The sequence below is a fragment of the Sphingomonas pollutisoli genome (genome assembly GCF_029167165.1).
Classification (GTDB): Bacteria; Pseudomonadota; Alphaproteobacteria; order Sphingomonadales; family Sphingomonadaceae; genus Sphingomonas; species Sphingomonas pollutisoli.
Window position 1 is genome coordinate 46,068 of the sequence record NZ_JARFNJ010000001.1, and the last position, 23,073, is coordinate 69,140.

Here is a 23,073-nt window from a genome sequence, read left to right on the forward strand (position 1 = left end):
ACCGGCGCCGCTGCGCCACGATGGAGGTTTCGCATGATCGTCAATCGTCGTGACGCGATCGGTACGGTCGCAGGTGCCGGTCTCGCCCTGCCGGCGGCGGCGCAGGGCGCGCGCGCGGCCGCCCCCGCCTTCACGCCGGACTGGGGATCGCTGACACAGGGCTATCGCGCGCCCGAGTGGTTCCGCGACGCCAAGTTCGGCATCTGGGCGCACTGGAGCGCGCAGTGCGTGCCGGAGGAAGGCGATTGGTACGCGCGCAACATGTACCTGCAGGGCACGCGCGCGAACAAAGCCCATGTCGCCAAATACGGCCACCCGAGCGAGGTCGGCTATCTGGAGATCATCGGCAAATGGCGCGCCGAACGCTGGCAGCCCGAACGGCTGCTCGATCTCTATGTCGCCGCCGGCGCGCGCTATTTCGTCGCGCTGGCGAACCACCACGACAATGTCGATACGTTCGCGTCCTCGCACGGCTGGAACACGACGCGGGTCGGGCCGCGCCGCGACATCATCGGCACGTGGCAGCGCGCGGCGCGGGCGCGCGGCCTGCGTTTCGGCGTCTCGAACCACGGCGCGCATGCGTGGCATTGGCTGCAGCCCGCCTACGGCTATGACCCCGAGGGGCCGCATGCCGGCCAACGCTACGACGCCGATCGCCTGACCGCGCGCGACGGGCGTGACACGTGGTGGGACGGGCTCGACCCGCAGGCGCTCTACACCGGCCGCACCCTGCCGCTGCCGGCCGGAGTCCGCACGATCGCGGAAGCCGATGCCATCCACGCGCGCACCGACGAATTGTGGGTGGAGGAGGCGCCGGCGGCGAAGGCGGCGTTCGTCCGCGCCTGGGCGCAGCGCTGCCGCGAGCTGATCGACCGCTACGGGCCGGATCTGCTGTATTTCGACAATTTCGGCCTGCCCTTCGGGCAGACCGGGTTGGAGGTGGCCGCGCATTTCTACAATGCCAGCCGCGCCCGCGCGAACGGCCGGCTGGAGGCCGTGCTCAACGCCAAGATGATGCCGGCAGAGCATCGCATGGGGCTGGTGGAGGATGTCGAGCGCGGCGGCAAGGCGAACATCGAAACCTATCCGTGGCAGACCGACACCTGCCTGGGCAACTGGCATTACGACCGCGCGCTCTACGACCGCGACGGCTACAAGAGCGCGGCGACGGTGGTGCATACCTTGTGCGATGTCGTGTCGAAGAACGGCAACCTCCTGCTCAGCGTGCCGATGCGCGGCGACGGCACGATCGACGAGAAGGAGGAGAAGATCCTCGGTGAGATCGCGGGGTGGATGCGGCTCTATGGCCAGGCGATCTACGGCACGCGGCCCTGGCGGCTCCACGGGGAAGGGCCGACCAAGCCGGTATCGGGCATGTTCGCCGAAAGCGGGCCGAAATCGCCCTATACGGCGCGAGACGTTCGCTACGTCCGCCGTGGTGACGACGTACACGCGCTGGTGCTGGGCTGGCCCGACGACGGCGTGGTGCGCCTGAGGCTGTTCGCGAGCGGGAACGCGGTGGGGCGCGGGCGGATCATGCGCGTGGCCCTGCCCGGCGATCCGGCGCCGCTCGCGTTTCGCCAGACCGACACGGCGCTCGAGGTGACGGTGCCGGCGGCGCGGCGCAACGCGATCGGGGTGGCGCTGGTGCTGTCCGGGAGCGGGCTGACCGAAGGGAGTCTGCCGGATGCGTGACATGCGCCGCGTGGTGGCGTGGGCGGTCGGGCTGGCCTTGACCGCCCCCGTTGCCGGCGCGGCGGCGCCGCCGCCGGCGACCCGGTGGGACGCGCCCGGCGCACGCAACCCGCTGTTGCCGGGCTATTTCGCCGATCCCTCGATCGTCCATGACAAGGGGCGATGGTACATCTACGCGACGATCGATCCGTGGGGCGACGACCGTCTCGGCTTGTGGACCTCTGACGATTTCCGCAACTGGACCTTCTCGACCCCGGCATGGCCGGCCAAGGCCGCCGCGACCAGCCCGACCTCGGGCGATGCGAAGGTGTGGGCCCCCTCCGTCGTGCGGGCCGCCAACGGCCGGTGGTATATGTACGTCTCGGTCGGGAGCGAGATCTGGGTCGGAAGCGCCCCCTCCCCGGCTGGCCCGTGGTCCGACGCGAACGGCGGCAAGCCGCTGATCCCAGGGAACTTCCGCCCCGGCTATCACATGATCGACGCCGAAGCGTTCGTCGACGATGACGGCACGGCATATCTCGTGTGGGGATCGGGGCTGAACTGGGTCAACGGGCGCTGTTTCGTCGCGCGGCTCGACAGCAGCATGACGAAGCTGGACGGCGCGCCGAAGGATTGCACCCCGGCGCATTATTTCGAAGCGCCGTTCCTCATCAAATCGGGCAAATCCTACCTGCTGACCTATAGTTGGGGCAATACCACCAAGGATACGTATCAGGTGCGCTACGCGGTCGGCACGTCACCGATGGGGCCGTTCACCGAAGCGCCGAACAGCCCGATCCTGGAAACGCATGCCGACCGGCAGATCATCAGCCCCGGCCACCACGCCATCTTCCGCGACCACGGCCGCGCCTTCATCCTCTATCATCGGCAGAGCCTGCCCTGGCCGCCCGCCGATGGCGCGGTGCTGCGCCAGGTCGCGGTCGACGCGCTGACGATCACCGGGGACCGGATCGCGCCGGTGACGCCGACGCATGACGGTGCGGACATTCCCGGCACGGCGCGGCGGCGCGATGCCGGGCTCGCGTGGCGCGCCAGCGCGTCGAGCGCGCGCGACGCCGCGCATTCGCCCGAGCGCGCCGACGACGACTCGTACGCGACCGGCTGGGCGGCACGCGCCGACGATCCCGCACCGTGGTTGCAGGCCGATCTCGGGCGCGAACGGACGCTGCGGGAAAGCCGGTTACGCCCGCTTTTCCCGACCCGCCCGGTGCGTGTCACGCTCGAAAGCTCGCGCGATGGGCGGCATTGGAACACCGCCCTCGCCGAGGTGGCGCGGAGCGGCTCGCCGATCGTGCTGCGCCATGCCGTTACGGCGCGTTACCTGCGCCTGCATGTCACGCCGGCGAGCCTGCTGGAGTGGACGATCGAGTGACGCCGCCCCGTCAGGGGTTCAGCCGGGGGTCGATCACCAGGGACTGCCCGCTGCGGAGATCGGCGAGCGGACCCGCGATTCGCGTCGGACCGGTCGCCCTGCCGCGAATGTCGGTCTCTATCCCGCCCGGCGCACGCAGCCGGGGCAGACGAGCCGTGGTCGAGACGGTGAGCGTCAGCGTGGCGGAATCGAACGCGATCCGCGCGTCGGCGGCGAGCGAGGTCCGGTCCCAGCCGTAGGCGCTGCGCCAGCTCGCCAGATCACTGTACCGCACCCGACGCCACGCATCGGGGGCGGAGGCGACGGTCTGCGGCTCCGGCAGAATGCCGAGAAAGTCGTTCGGCATGTCGACGTACACATTGCCGTCCGACCGATTGTTCGTACTGAGGAAGACCATCGCCGACTTGCAGGCGACGAAAATGTTGTTCGCGACCTCGTTGTTGTCCGCCACCGGGCGGCGGCGGTCAGGCCGGACAATGGTGAAAACGCCCGCGTTGTCGCAGCGGCCGATCAAATTCTGCGCGATGACGAGGTTGCTGCTCGCATTGTCGAAGATGCCCGACCCCGCGCACCCGCGCTGCCCCGGCGTACCGGGTTCGGCGTTGCGCACGTCCCAGACGATGTTGGTGTCGATCATGTTGCGCGCCGGCGTCATTTCGAAATGGACGGCGGCGCTGACCGTCAGCACGTCGGCGACGACGTTGCGGGTGACGCGGCAATTGTCGTTATCGACATCCCACCACGCCGCATTGGCATGGCGCATGTGACGGATGACATTGCGGCGGAACAGCATGTTCCTCGCGCGGTGGAACTTGGCGCCCGCCGCCTCCCAGCCGCGTTCCGCATCGGCCCAGCCGCACCATTCGATCAGATTATCCTCGATCAGCGCATCGGTGGTGCCCATGCCGCCGATCCCCTCGACGCCGCAGTAGCGAATGGTGTTGCCGCGCACGACGATCGACGTACCGGGCTGCGGCGCCCCGGCGCTGTTGCCGTCGCTGCCGATGGCCAGACCGATGCCGTTCGCCCATTCGAACGTATTGCCCTCCAAGATCCAGTGATCGCCGCCGGCGAGCGAGACCATGCCGTATTGCGGGAACGGATAGGCGTTTCCCGCGTGCCGAAAGGTGATCCCCTTGACCCGGATGAAGCCGGTGCCGCTGCGCGCGGGGATGAAGGCGTGCTGGCGGGTGGTGACTTCGATCTGGTGATCGGCGGGCGTGCCCGACGCAAGCCGCACGTACACCGCCGTGCCGGCATGATCGGCCCAGAAGCGCGCGGTGGGGGCACCGCCGATTTCCTGCATGATCGGCCCGCCGCGCCGCCGCGCCGGCATTCCGTTTTCCGGCACCGCCGCGCGCGTGAAGTCGGGCATCGGCGGCAGATCGGGCATCGCGAGTTCGCGAAGCTGCTCCATCGGCTCGAGCGGTTTGCCATCGACGAACACCAGCCCGCGCCGGCGCAGATACGGCCCCAGATCGGCGGTCGCGCCGTCCAGCCATCCCCATGATCCCATGATGCTGGGGAGCGCGAACGGATTATAGGCATCCGGAAACAATGCGCCGGTGAGGTCGTGACGCCACACTGTGACGCCCGGCCCGGCCGGGCTGCCAGGAAAGGGGAAACCGGGCGTTACCGTTTCCTGTTGCCAGCCATCCTTCAGCACTTCCGAGCCGGTGATATGGACGGTCGCGCCCGGTGCGGCTTCGTAGCTTATCATCCGCGCCGGGCTGGTGCCGCCGCGCGCGGGACGGACGCATTCGCGGTAGGTGCCCGCCGCGATGATGACCCGCTCGCCCGGCTGGAGGATTTCGGCGGCCTTGCCGATCGTGCGGAAGGGCCGTGTCGCGTTGCCGGGGCCGGCATCGTCGGCGTTCGACGCGGTGTTGTCGACATAATAGGTCTTGGAGAAGGTCAGCGGCCGATCCCAGCGCCGGAAGCGCGAGCCATCGGGCAGGCGCGCATCGTCCGCGACGGTCTCGCCACGCGGCGCTGCGGCGGCCTGATCCCACGCTCCGACGCCGGCGAGCGCGCCGATCCACGCCGCGCTTTCGAGGAAGCCGCGCCGATCGACGCCCTCGCGCGCATCCGTGGCGGACGCGGCGCTTCGCTGCTCTTGCTCTGAACTCACCAATCCTGCTCCTGTTTTATAGTGCCGGCGCGGCCGGCTTCGTTCGCGAGATTCTGGAGGGCGGATGGGGCCGGCCCGGCGCCTAGTCGCCCGCCGGTTCCAGCACCATTGCCGCCCCGCCCGATGGCGCGAGGGTGAGTTGGACATGGTCGCGCGACTGGACCAGCGTAGTGGACGTCTTGAGGTGGTTCATATCCGCGCCGTCCTGCCAGATGCGCGCGCGCCAGCGCTTGCCGGCTCCCAGCGTCGCCAGCGGCACGGAGATCTTGCGCCCCTGCTCGTTGGTCATCGCACCGATATACCAGCGATCGCCCTTGCGGCGCGCGAGCACGATCGACTGGCCGATCTCGCCCGAAATGAAGCGGGTCTCATCCCAGCTCGTCGGCACCTGCTTGAGAAAGTCGGCGCCGTCGGTCAGCCGGCCATCCGCGCCGATATAGGCGTCCGGGCTGTCCGACAGCATCACCAGCGGTGATTCATAGACGACGTACATCGCGATCGCCTGCCCGCGCGTGGTCTGGACATAGGGGCGCAGCAGCCGGTGCTTGGTCGCGAACTCGGCCGGCGGCAGCGCGCGGAAGCCGCCGGGCGTATAATCCATCGGCCCGAGCAACATGCGGGTGAAGGGCAAGGTGACGTTGTGCGTCGCGGTGATGCGCGCGCCGAATTTGTTATACTCGGCGCCGAGCACGCCTTCCTGGGTCACGAAATTGGGATAGGTGCGCAGCAGCCCGTCGGGCGGATAGGCGCCGTGCAGATCCACCATCAGGTGATGCGCCGCCGCCTTGGAGAGCAGTTCATGGTAGAATTCGACCATTTCCTGGTCGTTGCGGTCCATGAAATCGACCTTGATGCCCTTGATGCCCCATGCCTCGTACAACGGCAAAGCGGCATCGAGCTGGCGCTGGAGCTGCTTCCACTGCAGCCACACCCACACCCCTACATTGCGCTCGGCGCCGTATTTGACGAGACCGGGGATATCGACCGCCGGCACGGGCACGGTGACGTCCGCCGGGCGCGGCCCTTCCGAACTGCCCTTGTACCAGCCCTCGTCGATCAGGATGTATTCGAGGCCCATCGCCTTGGCGAAATCGATATAGGCCCGGTAGGTCGCGGTGTTGATGCCAGGATTTGGGACGTTGACGGCCCAGCCGTTCCACCAGTCCCAGGCGGACTTGCCCGGCTTGATCCAGCTCGTGTCCGCGATCGCCGAAGGCGCGGCGAGAAGCTGGACGAGGCTCGATTCGATCAGGTCGCCGGGCCGATTGGCGATCATCACCGTCCGCCACGGCGTCAGCAGCGGCCCCTGCGTGAGCGCGGCGTGCGCGGACACTTTGAACGCGGGGCTGTCGGGAATGTTGTCGCGCCGCGACGTCAGCGCGACGTTGACGCCCAAGCCGGCATCGGCACGCCGCGCGTAATATGCGCCGGGATAGTCGCGTTTGTCGGCCTCGACGATGGCGAAGCTGGTCTCGCCCTTGCCGGTCCGGCACAGCAGCGGCGCGTCATAGAGGTGGAAGCCGCGCATCGCCGACGCCTTGATCGGATCGAACTCGGTCTCGTGCGAATTCTCGAACCGACCGCTGTTCGCGCCCCAGCACGCGTAATCGGCCGGGAAATAGAAGCCGGTCGTTTCCCAATACACGTCGAGGGCGTCGAAGCGGGGCTGCGCGGCGACCACGAAGCGGAAGGCGACGCCGTCATCATATGCGCGCGCGACGAGATCATAGGTGACGCCGTCCTTGCCGCGCGTGAGGTGCAGCACGACCTGATTGTAGCGGTCGGCGACGCGGCTCGCCTTGCCCGCGACCGGAACGTACGTGTCGTTGACCGCGCTCGCCTCCGACGATGTGACGGCGGACTCGCTGGTGCCGAAACCGCCCTGGCTCGTCACCATTCCGATCGGCGAGGTGGCGATCACTTCGGCGCCGTCGCGCACGACGCGGTAGCGCAGCCCGGAGGCCGCGTCGATCTCCAGCCGCGTGCGGCCATCGGGCGAGACCACGACGGGCGGCGTCTGCGCGTTCGCCATCGCCGGCGCGAGCGTGGCGACCGCCGCGAGCAGGATCGGTAGCAGTCTCATCATCTTCCCCCTCGTTCGAATCGCGGCGACGCCGGCCGGCTGTGGCGGCGCGACCTGCCGGCGCCTTACTTGGGCGGCGCCGAGACTCCTGCCTCGGTCTGGACCACGGGCTTCATCGTGCCGTCGGGATTGTAATGGAGATATTCGACGGTGACCGCGCGCCGCCCGATCGCCCCGCTCTGGTCACCGATCGCGATGTTCGCATTGTGCAGGAACAGGTACCAATTGCCCTTGAACTCGGCGATGCCGGGATGGATCGTGAAGCTGTACTTGCCCGATCCGGTCAGTTCGCCGCGATACGTCCACGGTCCAGTGATCGCCGGCGCGGTCGCGTAGGAGACATGCTCGTCGCGCTGGGTCGCGCGATCGAGCGACGCGTAGGTGAGATAGTACATCTTGCCGCGCTTATGCAGCCACGGCCCCTCTTCGTAATGCGGCGGCGTGATCTCGGTGATCGGGCCGTCGAGCTCGATCATGTTGGGCTTGAGCTTGGCGATGTAGCAATTGCGGTTGCCCCAGGCGATCCAGGTGGTGCCGTCGGTGTCGGTCAGCACGGTCGGGTCGATGTCCTCCCAACTGTGCGGCCCCTTGGGCGTCATCTCGTTGGTGATGAGCGCCGACCCGCGCGCATCGACGAACGGGCCGGTCGGCTTGTCCGAAACCGCGACACCGATCGCCTTGCCGGGGTGCGTGTTATCGTGTTCGACGGGGGCGTAGAAATAGAACTTGCCGTTCTTCTCGATCGCTTGCGGCGCCCAGGCGTCTTTCTTGGCCCATTTGAAATCGCTGACCTTCATGACCGGGGGGTGCGCGGTCCAGGTCTTCATGTCGGTGGTCGAATAGACCAGCCACTCGCGCATGTTGAACATCTCGTCGCGCTGCGCCTCGTCATGATCGACGTAGAGGTAGAGCGTGTTGCCCACGACGAGCGGCGCCGGATCGGCGGTGAACTTGTCGCGGACGATCGGGTTCGATCCGGGAGCCGGCCTCGGCTGATCCGCCGCACCGGACGGCCCCGCCGTCAACGCCGCCAGCACCACGAGAGCCGTCGCACCGAATGTCCGTCCCATCATCATCCCCTATTCTTCGTTAGCGTTAACAATAGTCCGACAAAACGCCGCGTCAACAGGTGACGGACCGCGCGCGGGCATCTCGCGAACGACGATTTCCGCGATCCTCGCACGCGACCAAATCGGCGCGCGCGCGTTGGCGCTGGCATCATCACGAGACCAGGGAGACTGACATGGCGACGATCACGGCGACCTTCGAAACGCGGCGCGAGGCGGAACTCGCGGTGGAACATCTCGTCCAGGAGCATGATATCGACCGCGACGATATCGTGATCGAGAGCGCGTCGGATGAGAATAGCGCCGGCAGCGAGGCGAGCGGCGCCGATCTCGAGACCGAATTCGAGGACGGCAGCGAGGAGGACGCGGCGTTGAACGGCGGCGTCAAAATCACCGTCACGCTCGACGATGTGGACATGGCCGAGGATATCGAAGACGTGTTCCACGAGTTCGGGGCGAGCGAACTCCGCGACTGACCGCGCGCGTGACCGCTTTTCGCCGGCGCGGGGCTGGCCTACACTCAACCCATGTTTGGCCTCGCGTTACCCCGATCGGCATGTCTTGCCGGCGCACTCGCGCTCTCCGCATGCGCCGGCGGCACATTCCGACCCCCGAGCGACGTTCCGGTTCGGATCGGCAAACCCTATGTCGTGCGCGGCACGACGTTCGTGCCGGCCGCCGACCCTACCTATGACATGCTCGGCTATGCGAGCTGGTACGGCAGCGAATCAGGCAACCGGACCGCGAACGGCGAGCGTTTCCGTCCCGACTGGATCACCGCCGCGCATACGACGCTGCCGCTGCCGACCTATGTCGAAGTCACGGCGCTCGCCACCGGGCGGCGGATCGTCGTGCGGATCAACGACCGTGGCCCGTTCATTCCGGGGCCGCGAATCATCGATTTGTCACGCGGCGCCGCCGAGCGGCTCGGCATTCGCGCGGCGGGTCAAGCGGCGGTGCGCGTGCGCCGGATCGAGCCATCCGACGCCGAGCGCCGGCGCTTGCTCAAGGGCAAACCGACCCCCGAGCTTCCGCCGGTGACACAGCCGGTCCTCGATACGCTGCGCCGACAATTCGAGGCCGCCGGGATGACCGTGACCGGGCCGACGCGGCGGGCCGCCGGGCGGTGACGGCCGGCCGCGTCAGGGCGCTACGAGCGCGGTGAGCGTCTCCGCCACGCGGGCGCGCAGTTCGGGGTCGCGCGTCACTTCGAGCAGGGACGTAAGGCTGTTCCTCGCCGCGGCCACGTCGCCGTCGATGCCTTCGAGCCGGGCGCGCTCCCACCATGCCGGCCCATGATCCGGCGCCATCATCGTCATGCGCGTGTAGAGTTCGAGCGCACGACGCCCCTTCCCCGACCGCTCCGCCCGGATCGCCTGGTTGAGCAGCAGCCTGACCAGAACCGCACGGTTCGGCATGGCCGCTACCTGGCGGACGGCGGGCGACGGGCCGGGGCTCGCCGCCATCAACAGCGCGCCGAGATCCTCCGGTTCCACCAGAGCGCCGCCGCGAAACGGATCGACGATCACCGGCGCGCTCTCATCACCGACCAACACGAGGACATGGCCCGGCACGTCCAGCACGTTGGCCGCCCAGCCGAGCCGCCGCGCGGCGGACACGTACAGGATCGACAGGCTGACCGGCAGGCCGCGACGCCGATCGATCACGCGGATCAGATCGGCGTTCGCCGGATCGTCATAGGTCGTCTCGTCGCCCGCGAAGCCGAACGCGTCGGCGAGCACAGACGACAGCGCCGCCGCGCGCTCGTGCGCGGTGGCGGCGCCCTCGCCGATCGTCTCGAGCCGGACCGCCACGGCTTCGAGCAGGCGGTGGTATGGTCCTTCATCCACATCCGGGTGGTCCAGCCGCGCCAGCGACAGCGCGGCTTCATCGAGCACGATCTCGTCTTCATCGACGAGGCCAAGGCGGATCACATCTTCGAGCATGGCCGATAGATGGGGGCGCCGCCGGCGCGCGCCAAGCCGGGTCGCGGACCCGACCGGCGCGGCCTGAAAACATGACGCGCGATGCCGGGGCGCGATCTTGAAAGGTGCGGGGTCATCGGCCATCTGCTGCGCGACCCACCTTTGGAGATCATTGGGAAACAGCATGACCACGACGACCGAAGCCGCGCCGGAAACCCGTTCCTTCGAAGCCGATGTCGCCAAGCTGCTGCACCTCATGGTGCATTCTGTCTATTCGGACAAAGACGTCTTCCTGCGCGAACTGATCTCGAACGCGGCGGACGCGTGCGAGAAGCTCCGCTACGAGGGGCTGAGCGACCCCGCCCTGCTCGGCGACGACGGGCAGCCGCGCATCACCGTGACGCTCGATGCCGAAGCCCGGCGCGTGACGATCGAGGACAATGGCATCGGCATGAGCGAAGCCGAACTCGCCGATGCGCTCGGCACGATCGCGCGCTCGGGCACCAAGGCGTTCATGGACAAGATCGCCGGCGCCAAGGACGCGCAGGAGAGCCATCTGATCGGCCAGTTCGGCGTGGGTTTCTATTCGGCGTTCATGGTCGCCGACCGGGTCGAGGTGATTTCGCGCCGCGCCGGCACAGATACCGCCGCGTCCTGGGCGTCCGATGGCCTGGGCACCTATACGATCCAGCCGGTCGACACCGCCGATGCGCCGGCGCGCGGCACCCGCGTGCTGCTGCATCTGAAAGAGGACGCGACGAGCTATACCGAGAGCTACACGGTCGAGCGCACCATCAAGACCCAGTCGGGCCATGTGCCGGTGCCGATCTTTCTGAAGGACGCACCGGACGCCGAGCCGAAGCAGATCGCCGACGGCGCGGCGCTGTGGACCAAGCCGAAATCCGAGATCACGGCCGAGGACTACAAGGATTTCTATCGCAGCGCGGCCGGGCAGTTCGACGAGCCGGCGCTGACGCTGCACTACCGCGCCGAAGGGCTGCACGAATATACCGTGCTCGCGTTCGTGCCCGAGACCAAGCCGTTCGACCTGTTCGATCCCGACCGCGCCGGCCGCATGAAACTCTATGTGCGCCGGGTGTTCATCACCGACGAGGCGCAGATCCTGCCACGCTACCTGCGTTTCGTGCGCGGCCTGGTCGATTCGAACGATCTCCCGCTCAACGTCTCGCGCGAGATGATTCAGGAAAGCCCGGTTCTCGCCGCGATCCAGAAAGCCGTAGCGAACCGTGTCCTGTCGGAACTCGACAAGCTCTCGACCAGTGATGCCGACCGCTACGTCAAGCTCTGGGAGAATTTCGGCGCGGTTCTCAAGGAGGGTCTCTACGAGGATTACGCGCGGCGCGAGACGTTGCTCGGGCTCGCGCGCTTCAAGACCACCGCGTCGGGGGGCGAATGGCGTTCGCTCAAGGACTATGTCGCCGGCCTGAAGGACAATCAGACCGCGATCTATTATGCGACCGGCACCGATCTCGATCGTCTTGCCACCTCCCCGCAACTCGAAGGCTTCCGCGCGCGCGGGATCGAGGTCTTGCTGCTCGCCGACCAGGTGGACAGCTTCTGGGTCACCTCGGGGATGGACTATGAAGGCAAGCCGTTCAAATCGGTGACGCAGGGGCTCGCCGATCTCAGCCTGATCCCGCACGCGGACGGCGAACAGCCGGCCCCGGCCGCTTCCGAGGCGGTGAACGGATTTATCGCGTTCGTGAAGGAGACGCTGGGTGACGCGGTCGCCGACGTGCGCGCGTCCGATCGGCTCACCGAGAGCGCGGTCTGCCTCGTCGCGCCCGAACATGGCATGGACCGCCAGCTCGAGAAGCTGCTTGCCGGCGCCGGCAGGCTCGACGCGGCGGCGAAGCCGGTGCTGGAGATCAACCCGCGCCACGCGCTCATCGAGAAGCTGAGCGGACTCGAGACGGGCGACACGGACGCGCGCGCCGACGCGGCGCACCTGCTGTTCGACGAAGCCCGGATCGCCGACGGCGAACTCCCGGTCGATCCGCGCGCGTTCTCGGCGCGATTGATGCGCGCGTTGCAGCGCGGCATCGGCTGATCGGGGCGGCGACCGCTCGCCGCCCTGAATAGCGCTGTCGGCCCCGACGCCTCACCGCGTCGGGGCCGGACTCCCGCGCCTATTGGTAGCCGCCGTTTTCCTCGCGTTCCTCGGCGGCCTCTTTCTGGGCCTCTTCCATCTCCTCGGCTTCATCGGCCGCGTCGCTGCCGTCTTCCTGCCCGCGCGTGAGGTCGTTCGTCGTCGTTCCGCCGGGGTTCTGCTTGTGGATGTCGTTCGAGGGATCCGCACCCTCGTTCGTGTTCGCTCGATCGTCGGACATGCTACACTCCCATATCGGTGATCCCTCAACGAGCGGGCGCGCGGATCGGGCCCGGCCGATGCGGAAACGATCGCGCGAAACGATCATGCCCCCTTTCTGCGGCGTTGATCGTTAGGGCGACGGGCGCGTCTGCCGCCCGCATCGACCGACACCGCGCGGCGCACGCCGCTCCACACCGGCCAAGGACATGACATGGCGATCCCATTGAAGCCGCTCCGCGAGCAGGTGCTCGTCGTGACGGGGGCGACCAGCGGCAACGGCCTCGCGACCGTCGAAGCCGCGACTGCCCGAGGCGCCGCCGTGGTCGCCGTGGCGCGCGACCGTGCCGCGCTCGACGCGCTCCACGAGCGGCTTTCCGCCAAGGGCGCGCGTATCGCCATCTGCGCCGCCGACGTGAGCGACCCCGTCGCGGTCGAGCGGATCGTCACGGTCGCCGTCGCGGCGTTCGGTGGCTTCGATACCTGGGTCAACAACGCCGGCACGGGTACCTACGGGACGCTCGAGCGAGTGCCGATCGCGGACCATCGCCGCGTGTTCGACGTCAATTATTTCGGCGTCCTCCACGGTTCGCTGGTCGCGGCGCGGCATCTGCGGGCGCGCGGGGGCGGCGCGATCGTCAACGTCGGCTCGATCCTCGGCGATCGCGCGATCGTGCAACAGGGGCCATATTGCGCGACGAAGCACGCGGTCCAGGCGCTTACCGACACGCTGCGCATGGAACTCGAACAGGCGGGCGCCGGCATTTCGGTGACTCTGATCAAGCCGGGCGCGGTCGACACACCCTTCCCCGAACATGCCCGCAACTTCATGGATGAGCCGGCGCGCTTGCCGCCGCCGCTCTACACGCCGGAGGTCGTCGCCGATGCGATCCTGTTCGCCTGCGCCACCCCGCGCCGGACGCTATATGCCGGTGGCGGCGGGCTGCTGTCCTCGCTGCTCGGACGCGCGGCGCCGCGCCTTACCGACGCGATCATGGCGGTGGCCGGCACGCGGCAGCAACAAGAGCCCGGCGATGCGGGAGACCCGGCGCGGTGGGACAATCTCTACCATCCCCGCGCGAACGCCCTGCGCGGCAGCCGGCACGCCAGCGCGCGGGGTTCGAGCGTTGCGTTGCAGATCCAGAAAGCGGCATCGCCGATGGTGATGCTGGGGATACTGAGCGGGGGAGCGGCGCTGGCCCTCGGCGCGCGCATGATGCGGGCGCGGCGATGACGCCCGACACCGCCGCTCCGAAAGCGGAACGCGACTTCGATGTCGTGCTCGTGCTGAGCGGCGGCAACGCGCTCGGGGCGTTCGAAGCGGGTGTGTCCGAGACGCTGCACACGCACGGCCTCCAGCCCGATTGGGTGGTCGGCGCTTCGATCGGCGCGATCAACGGCGCACTGATCGCCGGATTGGCGCCAGACCGAAGGATCGAGACGCTGCGGGCGTTCTGGCGCCCGAACCCGCTGGGCGCGACGGGCATGGCGACGCCGTGGCTTCCATCCGCGATCGAAACCGCCCGACGGACCACGGCGGTCGCCTGGACGGCGGCGGCCGGACGGCCGGGCGCGTTCGGACCGCTTCTGTCCTCGCTCACGCCGTGGACCGACGCCAAGCCGTCCCTCTTCGAGACCGACCAACTCGGCGTCACGCTCGCGCGGCTGATCGATTTCGATCTTTTGAATGCCGGCCCGTGCCGGTTCACCGCGACGGCGGTCGATCTCGAGACCGGAGCCGATGTCGCCTTCGACAGCCGGCACCGGGCGATCGGACCGGATCACATCCGTGCCAGTGCCGCGCTGCCGGTCGTGTTCCCGCCGGTCGAGATCGACGGCCGCTGGGATGGTCGATGGCGGGCTGTCGGCGAACCTCCCGCTCGATCCCGTGCTGGCCGATGCGCCCGCGCGGCCGACCCTGTGCATCGCCGTCGATCTCCTGCCGTTGTGCGGGCCGCTGCCGGCGACGCTCGGCGAAGCCGCCAGCCGCATGCAGGATCTGATCTTCGCGGCACAATCCCGCCGCACGATCGCACGGTGGCAGGCCGCGTATGACCAGCACGGCGAGAGCCGGTTAGCGTTGCTGAGGGTCGCCTATACCGAGCAGGACGACGAGGTGGCGGGCAAGGCGCTCGACTTCTCGGGATCGACGATCGAGCAGCGTTGGGCGGCCGGGCGCGCCGCTGGCCGGCGTATCGCCGCGCGCATCCAGGCCGGGGCCGTGGCGATCGGCGCGCCGGGGTTGAACGTCGTCGACCTGGAAGGCTGACCCGGGCGTGGCCGCGGCGGCTCTAGCCGCGCCACCGCCGCATCGCCGCGTCATAAGTGGCCTGGGCCCGCTCGGCCTCGTCGCGCAGCTTCGCGAGCTCCGCCGCCTGGCGCCGTTCGGTCTCGCGCCGTTCGCGGGCCAGCGCCGCCTCGCGCGCGGCGAGCGCGTCGATTTCGCGACGGTGGCGGGCGGCGGCGGCGTCGAGCGCGGCGCGTGCCGCGTCGCGTGGTGCGCGATCCGGTTTGGGCTTCGGCTTGGGCTTGGTGGCGGAAGGCGGCGATGGCTCTACCGCCGCCCGAGGTGCCCGCTTCGGGCGATCGGCGGGAAGCGCCGCGATCTGTTCGGCGGTTGTGCCGCGTGAACGGCGGATCACCTCGCCGGGCCGCGCGAGCGGCTCGCGGGTGAGTTCGGGATCCTCGACGCGCTCGGCGACCCCGCGCGCGAACAGATCATGCTCGCTGCCCCAAGCCGCCAGCGCCGCTTTTTGACTTGGCGCCGCGACATAGGTGTCATGAAACCCGATGGGGGTACGATAGACCTTGAGTTTCGCCGCGCGCGTCAGTTGAACACCCATTCCACCGACAGCCACAGCTTGTCGGTATCGGTCGCAAACGCGTCGGCACGATAATGCGCGTAGCGTGCGCCGACCGTATAGCGCGCGATCTTCGCCTGCGCGACGACATCCAGTTCGTCACCATAATGGCGCGACATGCGATCGCTGTCGAAGCGGTGGAAGCTCGCGCTGATGCCGTAGCCGCTCAGCGCCCCGGCATGTTTCCAATTGGCGCCGACCGTCACATAGCCGTCGCGCACGCCGTCCGGCGGGGTGGTGGCGAACTTGTCGGCCCACCCCTGGAAGCCGAAGATCGACCCGAGCGGCGTCTGCACGCTGGTCAGCGCGCGCCCTGCGGCATCACCGCGCGCGGCGCCGAGCACCTCGTAGCCGACCGTGCCGCTCAACGCCTTGCGCGACAGGGTCGCCTCGCCGAGCCAATAGGTCGCCGCATAGCGGTTGGGGTTGCGTGCGTAATCGCTCTGCCGTGCGACGCTGGCGATATAGCCGAGCTTCCATGCGCCGCCGAACGTCTGGGTGCCCGCATAGCGTCCGCCATAGGTTTGGCTCGACAGGCGGGCGCCGGCGATGCCGTTCGATCGCTCGTCGAGCAGATAGGCGAAACCCGAGAGCGTGCCGAGCGGCGCCGTATAGGCGACAGTGCCGAACCAGAAATTGCCGTCGATCGCCTGGGGGCGCTCGGGCGTTCCCTGGATACCGGTGATATCGCGCACCGACCAGGAATAGGTCGCATCCACGGCGAGGCGGGGCGACACTGCCCACTGCCCGCGCACCGCATCGAAGGTGCGCCGGTTCTGCCGCCAATTCGCCGAGCCGACGAATCGCTGGTCGCCGAGTTCGACCAATTGCCGCCCGGCGGTGAGGCCGACGCCGTGATCGGCATAGCGGAGTTGCGCGCGGTTGAGTTCGATGTTCTCCGCATCGCCCACCACCGGCAGCGGCTTGCCATTATAGCCATCGTTATAATGGGGGCCGATCGCGAGCGTGCTCTCCGCTTCGACCAGCGCCGAGAACGGTCCGGTGCTCGCCTGCACGCCGCTGCGCACGCGCAGCGTCACCGCGTCGGCGGTGTCGGCGATGCCCTGCTGATCGACATGTTCGTAGCGCAGCCGCGCGTCGATCAGCGGCTTGAGCACGACATCCTGTGCCCGTGCGGCGGACGCACCCGCCACACAGGCCGCGAGCGCCAGCGCGCCCGCAGCCACGTTCTTCATGCAATTCCCCGATTCAGGCGGCTTTGGCCACCATAAGCGTGTCGAGCGTGCCGATTTCGCCATCGGCGCGCGCGCGGCGGCCATAGACGAGCTCGAACAGCGGTCCGGCCATCATCGTCGTGACGATTGCCATCAGCACGAGCATCGCGAACAACGTCGGGCCGATGATGCCCTTTTGCAGCCCGATGTTGATGATGATGAGTTCCATCAGCCCGCGCGAGTTCATCAGCGCGCCGATGCCGAGCGCGGTGCGATTGTCCTCCCCCGAGAGCCGCGCCGCCGCCCAGCACGCGCCGAACTTCGCCAGCACCGACACCGCGAGGACGACGAGCGCCACCAGCAGCAGTTGCGGCGAATTGACCATGTCCATCCGCGTGTTCAGCCCCGAATAGGTGAAGAACATCGGCAGCAGCAGCACCACCGCGAGCGGCTCGACCTTGCGCTTCAGTTCGGCGACGAACAGCCCGCGCGGCATGCATGCGCCGAGCAGGAAGCCACCGAAGATCGCGTGGATGCCGATCGCGTCCATGAGGAAGGCCGACAGGCAGAACAGGGCGAGCGTGATGGCGAGCACCGACATGCTCATCTCGCCCCGTGCCTCGACCGCCCGGCCGAGCAGAGCGAGCAGCCGCCGCCCGACGAGGAACATGAAGGCGACATAGAGCAGCGCGCCGCCGATCGCGAGCAAGGCGACGCCGGACCCGCCGCCGAAGGTCGCCAGCACCACCGCCAGCACGCACCAGGACGCGGCATCGTCGAACGCGCCCGCGGTCAGCGACAACGTACCGAGCGACGACTCCGCCAGCCCGCGTTCGTTGATGATCCGCGCGAGCATCGGAAAGGCGGTGAGCGCGATGCACGCGCCGAGGAACAGCGTGGCGTTGGCGGGGCTGATGCCGGGGGCGAACAGACCGTCGATGCGGGTCAGCCACGGTGCGAGCAGCGCGGCGAGCAGGAACGGCACGATGATGCCCGCCGCCGAGACCATGCTCGCGCTGCGCAGCTTGCTCTGGACGTGATCGAGCCGGAGCGTCAGCCCGACCAGGAACATATACAGGCCCACGCCGAGCTGCGCACCCGCATAGAGCACGTTGCGCGTTTCCTTGGGGAACAAGGCGAGCTGGAAATCGGGAAACAGCAGCCCGAGCAACGACGGGCCGAGTATGACGCCCGCGATCATCTCGCCGACGACCTGCGGCTGGCCGAGCACTTTCTGCCCCAGCCAGCCGGCCACACGACACGTCAGCAGGATCACCGCCAGTTGCAGGAAGAAATGCACGCTGAAGTCGCCAGGCGTATAACTGCTGGCCGCCTGCACCGCCGGCCCGTGCGGCGAAAGAATTTCCGCCAGCGTTTTCGACAGACTTCCGATCGCGTCCTGCGCCATATCCACCCCCACAGCGTCGGCGTCGCGATCCGTTCACCGCGACGCGGCGCAAGGGACACCAGACTTCGCGGAATCGCAAGCGGGAAATGGTAGCGCTACAGTCATTCGTCGAACCATAGCCGCGCGCATGTTGCCGGTGCGTTGCCAATAGTTGACGTTATGTATCTGCTTTCGCTTCGTCATGGCGGACTTGCTCCGATCGCTCGACCCGTCCATCGGCGACGCATGGCACGGGACGAACGACATTGGTGGCGGCGCGAGGCACTGGCGATGGTGGTGCTAGCCTATCCCCTGGTGCTGACCAATCTCGCGCAGGCGCTGATCGCGACGACCGACGTGGTTCTGCTCGGCTGGGCCGGCCCGCATGCGCTGGCGGCGGCGTCGCTCGGCGTAAACCTCGTCAATGCCTGCGTGTTCTTCGGCACCGGCCTCGTCACCGCCGCGGCACCGATGATCGCGCGCGCGCTCGGCGAGCGCAGCAACGCGGTGCGCGACGTGCGCCGCACGGTGCGGCAGGCGCTGTGGGTCTCGGTGACCCTGGTGGTGCCGATGTGGCTGGTGCTGTGGCAGGCTGAGCCGATCCTGCTCGCCTTCGGCCAGCAGCCCGATCTCGCGCATGACGCGGTGCGGCTGGTCCGCCCGATGATGCTCGGATTGCTGCCGCTGATGGGATATTATGTGTTGCGCGCGTTCGTCTCGGCGCTGGAGCGGCCGATCTGGGCGTTCATCATCGGCGCGGCGGCGGTGCTGTTCAATGCGGTCCTCAATTATGCGCTGATCTTCGGACGGTTCGGCCTGCCCCCGCTCGGGCTGTTCGGCGCCGGGCTCGGCAGCGCGCTGTCGAACCTGTGGATGTTCGTCGGTCTCGCCGTCGTGGTCTCGCGGCACAGGCGCTTCCGCCGCTACCACCTGTTCGGCAACTGGTGGCGCGCCGACTGGCCGCGGTATCGCGCGCTGTGGCGGCTCGGCCTGCCGATCGCGGTGACGGTCGGGCTGGAGGTGACGATCTTCAACTGCGCGGTGTTCCTGATGGGGCTGATCGGCGCGCCCGAACTGGCCGCGCACGCGATCGCTATCCAACTCGCGGCGCTGTGCTTCATGATTCCGCTGGGGCTCGCACAAGCGGCGACGGTGCGCGTCGGGCTCGCGTTCGGGCGGGGCGACGCGGCGGGCGTGTCGCGCGCCGGGCGGGTCGCGCTCGCCATCACGATGGCGGTCATGGCGTGTACCGCGACGATCCTGCTGGCGTTCCGCCACCCTCTCGTGGCGCTGTTCCTCGCGTCGAGCACGCCGGCCGAGGCGCATGTCGTCTCGCTGGCGGTATCGTTCCTGATCGTGGCGGCGCTGTTCCAGTTCTTCGACGGCGCGCAGGCGGTCGGCGCCGGGATGCTGCGCGGGCTGCACGATACGTTCGTGCCGATGCTGCTCGCGCTGATCGGCTATTGGGTCGTCGGGCTGGGGACGGCGGTGGCGCTCGGCTTCTGGCTTGGCTGGGGCGGTGTCGGCGTGTGGATCGGACTTGCCGCCGGGCTCGGCACGGTCGCGGTGTTGATGGTCGCGCGCTGGGCGATGCGCGCGCGCCCCGCCGGCTAGTCATCGCGCGTTCACGCATCGCGCTTCATGCCGGGCACGTAGCTCCAAGGAGACGATGATGCCGCTGATCGCGCTGATGATCGCCGCGCAAGCCCTCACCGGCACGCCGGCCGCACCCGCTTGCCGTCCGGCGCAATTGCGCGTTTCGCTCGATGGACGCGACGGGGCGTTCAACGGCATGTCGCACGCGGGCACCCAACTTTCGATCCGCAACACCGGGCGGGATTGCGCCCTGCCCGCGCTACCCACGATCCAGTTCCGCGATTCGCGCGGGCGCGTGCTGCCGGCGGTGCGGCGCGCGCCGGTCGGGATGCACCCCGGCCCGGTGATGCTGCCGCTGCGGCTCGCCGGCGGGCACCGCGCCACCACCGATCTGCGCTGGGTGGCGGGGCCGGTGTTCTCGCAGAACCGTAGCGTCCACGCGGCCAGCATCGCCGTGAGGATCGGGGCGGGTACGGTGCGCGTGCCGACGACGGCGGTGCTGTATGGCGAGACCGGCAAGAGCATCGGCTTCGAGCAAAGCCCGCTGCATGCCGAAGAAGGCATGGCAGCGGGCTGAAGTCACCCTCACCCTTCCCACCCGGCTGCGCCGGGCGGGCCCCTTCCCTCTCCCATTGGGAGAGGGAGGGAGGCGCCGTAGGCGCCGGAAGGGTGAGGGTGAGCCGGCTTCCGTCAGTTCGCGTTCTGCACGGCTGGCGCGGGTGCCGGTGCGGGAGCCGTGGGGCCTGCCGATACTGGTGCGGGAGTCGTTCCGGCCGGAGCGACACCAGCCGGCGGCGGGGGCGGCGGGGCGCGATCCGGACCTTCATCGCCCGGACCGGGGCCATGCGGACCAGGGCCACCCGGACCGCCGGGACCACCGGGGCCATGCGGCGGACGTCCGACCGCCACGACCTTGCCCGAAGGATCGACGAGGAACATCGGATGCAGCGTGCCGCGATCGAAGCGGCCCTGCACGCTGACGATCGCCCCCTTCGGCGCGAGCGATCCGTCCTCGACCGCCGGGCCGCCGTCGATCAGCGCTTTGCCGGTGCCGTCCTCGATGGTGAACTGGTTGCCGTAGGTCTCGGCGACGCGGCCTTTGACGGTGACGATGCCGCCGTCATCGGCGAGACTCTTGATCGCGACGGCATGCGTCGGCGCCATCGCGATCGACGGCTGGATGGCGTGACCGGCGACCGCACCGGCGGCACCGCCCACGGCGAGCAATGCAATGGCGGCGGCGCCGAGGCCTAGCTTGCGGCGTGAAGAGAAAGACGTGGTCATAAGTGTCTCCGTTCGTGGTTGATGTCCGCTTGTACGGCGACCACGCCGACGCAGACTGAACCAGGGCGTTCAGTTTCGGTTTAACCCCGTGGCATAACGCGGCCGGCAAGGAGGCGAGACGATGCGGGTGTTGCTGGTCGAGGACGATGTCGCGCTGGCCGAGTCGATCGCGCGCGCGTTGCGCGCCGAGGCGTTCGCGGTCGATGTCGCCGACAATGGCGAGGATGGCGGCCATCTCGGCGCGACCGAGGCGTATGACGTCGCCGTGCTCGATCTCGGTCTGCCACGCCGCGATGGTCTGTCGGTGCTCGCCGAATGGCGCGGCGGCGGGCGCACGCTGCCGGTGCTGATCCTCACCGCGCGCGATGCCTGGTCGGACAAGGTGCTCGGCTTCAAGGCCGGCGCCGACGATTATCTCGTCAAGCCGTTCCGCGTCGAGGAACTGGTGATGCGGCTGCGCGCGCTGGTCCGCCGCGCCGCCGGCCATGCCGCGAGCGTGATCCAGTGCGGACCGCTCAGCTTCGAGGCGCAGACCGGCCAGTTCCAGCTTGATGGACTGCCGCTCAAGCTGACCGCGTTCGAATGGCGCGTGCTATCCTGTCTGATGCTGCGCAAGGAAGCGGTGGTCGAGCGGCTCGACCTGCTTGAACGCGTCTATGAAGGCGATGCCGATGTCGATTCGAACTCGCTCGAAGTCATCATCGGCCGTCTGCGCCGGAAGATCGGGGCGCCCCTGATCGAGACGGTGCGCGGCCTCGGCTACCGGTTGACGGCGGGGCCGGCATGAGGCTGCTCCCGCGCTCGCTGGCGGGCCGGCTGCTCGCGACCGCGGCGGTGACGATCCTGATCGCGCTCGCGCTCGCCGCCGCCGCGATCGGCCATGTCCTCGAACGGTTCGTGATGAGCGGCCTCGACGACCGGCTCGACGCGCAGATCGCGATCGTCGCGCGCGCGGTCGGGCCAGACGGCACGCTCGACCCGGCCAAGGCGATCGACCTGCCGCCGTTCGATCAACCGGGCTCGGGCTGGGCATGGGAGGTGATCGGCCCCGGCGCCACGCTGCGCTCCGCTTCCCTCAATGGAACAAACCTACCGCTACCACCAACGCCAGACGATCGGTTCGGCCCGGAGCGGCGCGAGCATATCCCCGAGCGGCCGCATCCGCTCGAAGGCGTGGATGCCGGAGGGCAGCGCATCCACTATCGCATCGCGCACGTTCCGACGCTGCGCGGCGATGCATTGGTGCTGGCGGCGGGGCCGCGCGCGATCGTCGATCGACCGATCCGCGCGGCGATGGTGCCGCTGCTGCTGTCGGTGCTGCTACTGGGCGGGTTCCTCGCGGTAGCGTTGGTCGTGCAGTTGCGCATCGGCCTGCGCCCGCTCGCCAAACTGCGCGACCGCGTGGCGGAGGTGCGCACCGGCCGCGTGCGCCACATCACGGTCGAAGAGCCGACCGAATTGCTGCCTTTGGTCTCCGAACTCAACGCGCTTATCGACGCCAACGAAACGGCGGTCGCGCGCGCGCGCGGCCACGTCGCCAACCTCGCACACGGCCTCAAGACTCCGCTCGCGACGCTCAAGCTCGATCTCGCCGAGGGCGACGGGCGCCTGCGCGAACAGGTCGAGCGGATGGAACGCCAGATCCGCCACCACCTCGGCCGCGCCCGCGCCGCCGAACCGGGTGCGGCTGCGGCGCGCGTCGAACTCACCCCCCATCTGAACGACCTGATCGCGGCGATGGCGCGAATCCATGCCGATCGCGATATTACCCCACTGGTCGATCTCGCGCCCGCTCTGGAGGTGCGATGCGACGCGCAGGATCTCGACGAGATGCTCGGCAACCTGCTCGACAACGCCTGGCGACACGCCCGCACCCAGGTCCGCATCAGCACACGCGTAACAGACCGGATGGTGCGGATCGACATCGCCGACGACGGCTCCGGCATGACGCCCGCGCAAATCGCCGAAATCACCCGCGGCCACCGCCTCGACGAGCGCGGCGAAGGCCACGGCTTCGGCCTGGCGATCAGCCGCGAACTCGCGGAGTTGCACGGCGGCACGCTCGAACTTGGCGCAAGTGCCGACGGCGGGTTGGCGGTCGTCCTGAACCTACCCGGCGCGGTTTAGCCGGAACAAACTCCCCTCCCTGACAGGAAGGGAGGGAAGGT

21 protein-coding genes are annotated in these 23,073 nt (G+C 68.7%); 12 read left to right on the plus strand and 9 right to left on the minus strand.

The features are described 5' to 3' along the window. The first annotated feature begins 33 nt into the window (after nucleotides 1–33). Nucleotides 34–1,695, plus strand: a complete 1,662-nt coding sequence (locus PX554_RS00170) for an alpha-L-fucosidase (protein ID WP_275497914.1) — start codon at nucleotides 34–36, stop codon at nucleotides 1,693–1,695. Beyond that, entirely contained in the window at nucleotides 1,688–3,067 is a 1,380-nt protein-coding gene (locus PX554_RS00175) for a family 43 glycosylhydrolase (RefSeq protein ID WP_275497916.1), read from the plus strand. Before PX554_RS00170 ends, PX554_RS00175 begins: the two co-directional genes overlap by 8 nt. A 10-nt stretch (nucleotides 3,068–3,077) precedes the next feature. Here PX554_RS00175 and PX554_RS00180 read toward each other — a convergent pair whose 3' ends face one another. From PX554_RS00180 to PX554_RS00190, 3 genes are all read right to left on the minus strand, one after another. Continuing rightward, entirely contained in the window at nucleotides 3,078–5,198 is a 2,121-nt protein-coding gene (locus tag PX554_RS00180; protein WP_275497919.1) for a right-handed parallel beta-helix repeat-containing protein, read from the minus strand. Between the two features lie 82 nt (nucleotides 5,199–5,280). Next, nucleotides 5,281–7,284 (minus strand): glycoside hydrolase family 97 protein, encoded by a 2,004-nt coding sequence (locus PX554_RS00185; RefSeq protein ID WP_275497921.1) that lies wholly within the window; start codon nucleotides 7,282–7,284, stop codon nucleotides 5,281–5,283. A gap of 62 nt (nucleotides 7,285–7,346) precedes the next feature. Next, nucleotides 7,347–8,351 carry a glycoside hydrolase family 43 protein gene (locus PX554_RS00190; RefSeq protein WP_275497922.1) on the minus strand — a complete coding sequence of 335 codons (1,005 nt, stop codon included), beginning with the start codon at nucleotides 8,349–8,351 and terminating at the stop codon, nucleotides 7,347–7,349. 173 nt (nucleotides 8,352–8,524) lie between these two features. On the opposite strand from PX554_RS00190, the gene PX554_RS00195 reads away from it, so the two are divergent. Then, nucleotides 8,525–8,824 (plus strand): hypothetical protein, encoded by a 300-nt coding sequence (locus PX554_RS00195; RefSeq protein WP_275497924.1) that lies wholly within the window; start codon nucleotides 8,525–8,527, stop codon nucleotides 8,822–8,824. A 51-nt stretch (nucleotides 8,825–8,875) separates the two neighbouring features. After that, a complete protein-coding gene (locus PX554_RS00200; RefSeq protein ID WP_275497926.1) occupies nucleotides 8,876–9,478 on the plus strand; it encodes a septal ring lytic transglycosylase RlpA family protein in 603 nt (200 codons plus the stop codon). 12 nt (nucleotides 9,479–9,490) lie between these two features. Here PX554_RS00200 and PX554_RS00205 read toward each other — a convergent pair whose 3' ends face one another. Beyond that, a complete protein-coding gene (locus tag PX554_RS00205; RefSeq protein ID WP_275497927.1) occupies nucleotides 9,491–10,294 on the minus strand; it encodes a SirB1 family protein in 804 nt (267 codons plus the stop codon). A 163-nt stretch (nucleotides 10,295–10,457) separates the two neighbouring features. On the opposite strand from PX554_RS00205, the gene htpG reads away from it, so the two are divergent. Continuing rightward, nucleotides 10,458–12,344, plus strand: a complete 1,887-nt coding sequence (gene htpG / locus PX554_RS00210; protein ID WP_275497929.1) for a molecular chaperone HtpG — start codon at nucleotides 10,458–10,460, stop codon at nucleotides 12,342–12,344. A 79-nt stretch (nucleotides 12,345–12,423) separates the two neighbouring features. Here htpG and PX554_RS00215 read toward each other — a convergent pair whose 3' ends face one another. Beyond that, complete coding sequence (locus tag PX554_RS00215; protein WP_275497931.1) at nucleotides 12,424–12,624, minus strand: hypothetical protein; 201 nt, start codon at nucleotides 12,622–12,624, stop codon at nucleotides 12,424–12,426. A gap of 192 nt (nucleotides 12,625–12,816) precedes the next feature. Between PX554_RS00215 and PX554_RS00220 the strand changes: the two genes are divergently transcribed. Genes PX554_RS00220 through PX554_RS00230 form a run of 3 tightly spaced genes read left to right on the plus strand, consistent with a single transcriptional unit; the run spans nucleotide 12,817 to nucleotide 14,871 of the window. Continuing rightward, entirely contained in the window at nucleotides 12,817–13,836 is a 1,020-nt protein-coding gene (locus PX554_RS00220) for an SDR family oxidoreductase (RefSeq protein WP_275497932.1), read from the plus strand. Beyond that, nucleotides 13,833–14,657 carry a patatin-like phospholipase family protein gene (locus tag PX554_RS00225; RefSeq protein ID WP_275497934.1) on the plus strand — a complete coding sequence of 275 codons (825 nt, stop codon included), beginning with the start codon at nucleotides 13,833–13,835 and terminating at the stop codon, nucleotides 14,655–14,657. Before PX554_RS00220 ends, PX554_RS00225 begins: the two co-directional genes overlap by 4 nt. Next, nucleotides 14,593–14,871, plus strand: coding sequence for a DUF3734 domain-containing protein (locus tag PX554_RS00230; protein WP_275497935.1), 279 nt, complete (start codon nucleotides 14,593–14,595; stop codon nucleotides 14,869–14,871). Before PX554_RS00225 ends, PX554_RS00230 begins: the two co-directional genes overlap by 65 nt. Before the next feature lie 22 nt (nucleotides 14,872–14,893). Here the strand turns inward: PX554_RS00230 and PX554_RS00235 are convergent, their stop codons facing one another. Genes PX554_RS00235 through PX554_RS00245 form a run of 3 tightly spaced genes read right to left on the minus strand, consistent with a single transcriptional unit; the run spans nucleotide 14,894 to nucleotide 18,046 of the window. Continuing rightward, nucleotides 14,894–15,445 carry a hypothetical protein gene (locus PX554_RS00235; protein ID WP_275497936.1) on the minus strand — a complete coding sequence of 184 codons (552 nt, stop codon included), beginning with the start codon at nucleotides 15,443–15,445 and terminating at the stop codon, nucleotides 14,894–14,896. Beyond that, complete coding sequence (locus PX554_RS00240) at nucleotides 15,430–16,659, minus strand: alginate export family protein (RefSeq protein ID WP_275497938.1); 1,230 nt, start codon at nucleotides 16,657–16,659, stop codon at nucleotides 15,430–15,432. Before PX554_RS00240 ends, PX554_RS00235 begins: the two co-directional genes overlap by 16 nt. Before the next feature lie 13 nt (nucleotides 16,660–16,672). After that, nucleotides 16,673–18,046, minus strand: coding sequence for a cation:proton antiporter (locus PX554_RS00245; RefSeq protein WP_275497939.1), 1,374 nt, complete (start codon nucleotides 18,044–18,046; stop codon nucleotides 16,673–16,675). Between the two features lie 225 nt (nucleotides 18,047–18,271). On the opposite strand from PX554_RS00245, the gene PX554_RS00250 reads away from it, so the two are divergent. Next, complete coding sequence (locus tag PX554_RS00250) at nucleotides 18,272–19,639, plus strand: MATE family efflux transporter (protein WP_275497941.1); 1,368 nt, start codon at nucleotides 18,272–18,274, stop codon at nucleotides 19,637–19,639. Nucleotides 19,640–19,697: 58 nt separating this feature from the next. Beyond that, complete coding sequence (locus PX554_RS00255; RefSeq protein WP_275497943.1) at nucleotides 19,698–20,198, plus strand: DUF4232 domain-containing protein; 501 nt, start codon at nucleotides 19,698–19,700, stop codon at nucleotides 20,196–20,198. 113 nt (nucleotides 20,199–20,311) lie between these two features. Here PX554_RS00255 and PX554_RS00260 read toward each other — a convergent pair whose 3' ends face one another. Next, nucleotides 20,312–20,905: a hypothetical protein gene (locus PX554_RS00260; protein WP_275497945.1), complete on the minus strand. Its 594-nt coding sequence runs from the start codon at nucleotides 20,903–20,905 to the stop codon at nucleotides 20,312–20,314. 121 nt (nucleotides 20,906–21,026) lie between these two features. On the opposite strand from PX554_RS00260, the gene PX554_RS00265 reads away from it, so the two are divergent. Continuing rightward, a complete protein-coding gene (locus PX554_RS00265; RefSeq protein ID WP_275497947.1) occupies nucleotides 21,027–21,692 on the plus strand; it encodes a response regulator in 666 nt (221 codons plus the stop codon). Next, nucleotides 21,689–23,032: a sensor histidine kinase gene (locus PX554_RS00270; protein WP_275497948.1), complete on the plus strand. Its 1,344-nt coding sequence runs from the start codon at nucleotides 21,689–21,691 to the stop codon at nucleotides 23,030–23,032. The genes PX554_RS00265 and PX554_RS00270 overlap by 4 nt, the downstream gene beginning before the upstream one ends. Nucleotides 23,033–23,073: the final 41 nt, after the last annotated feature.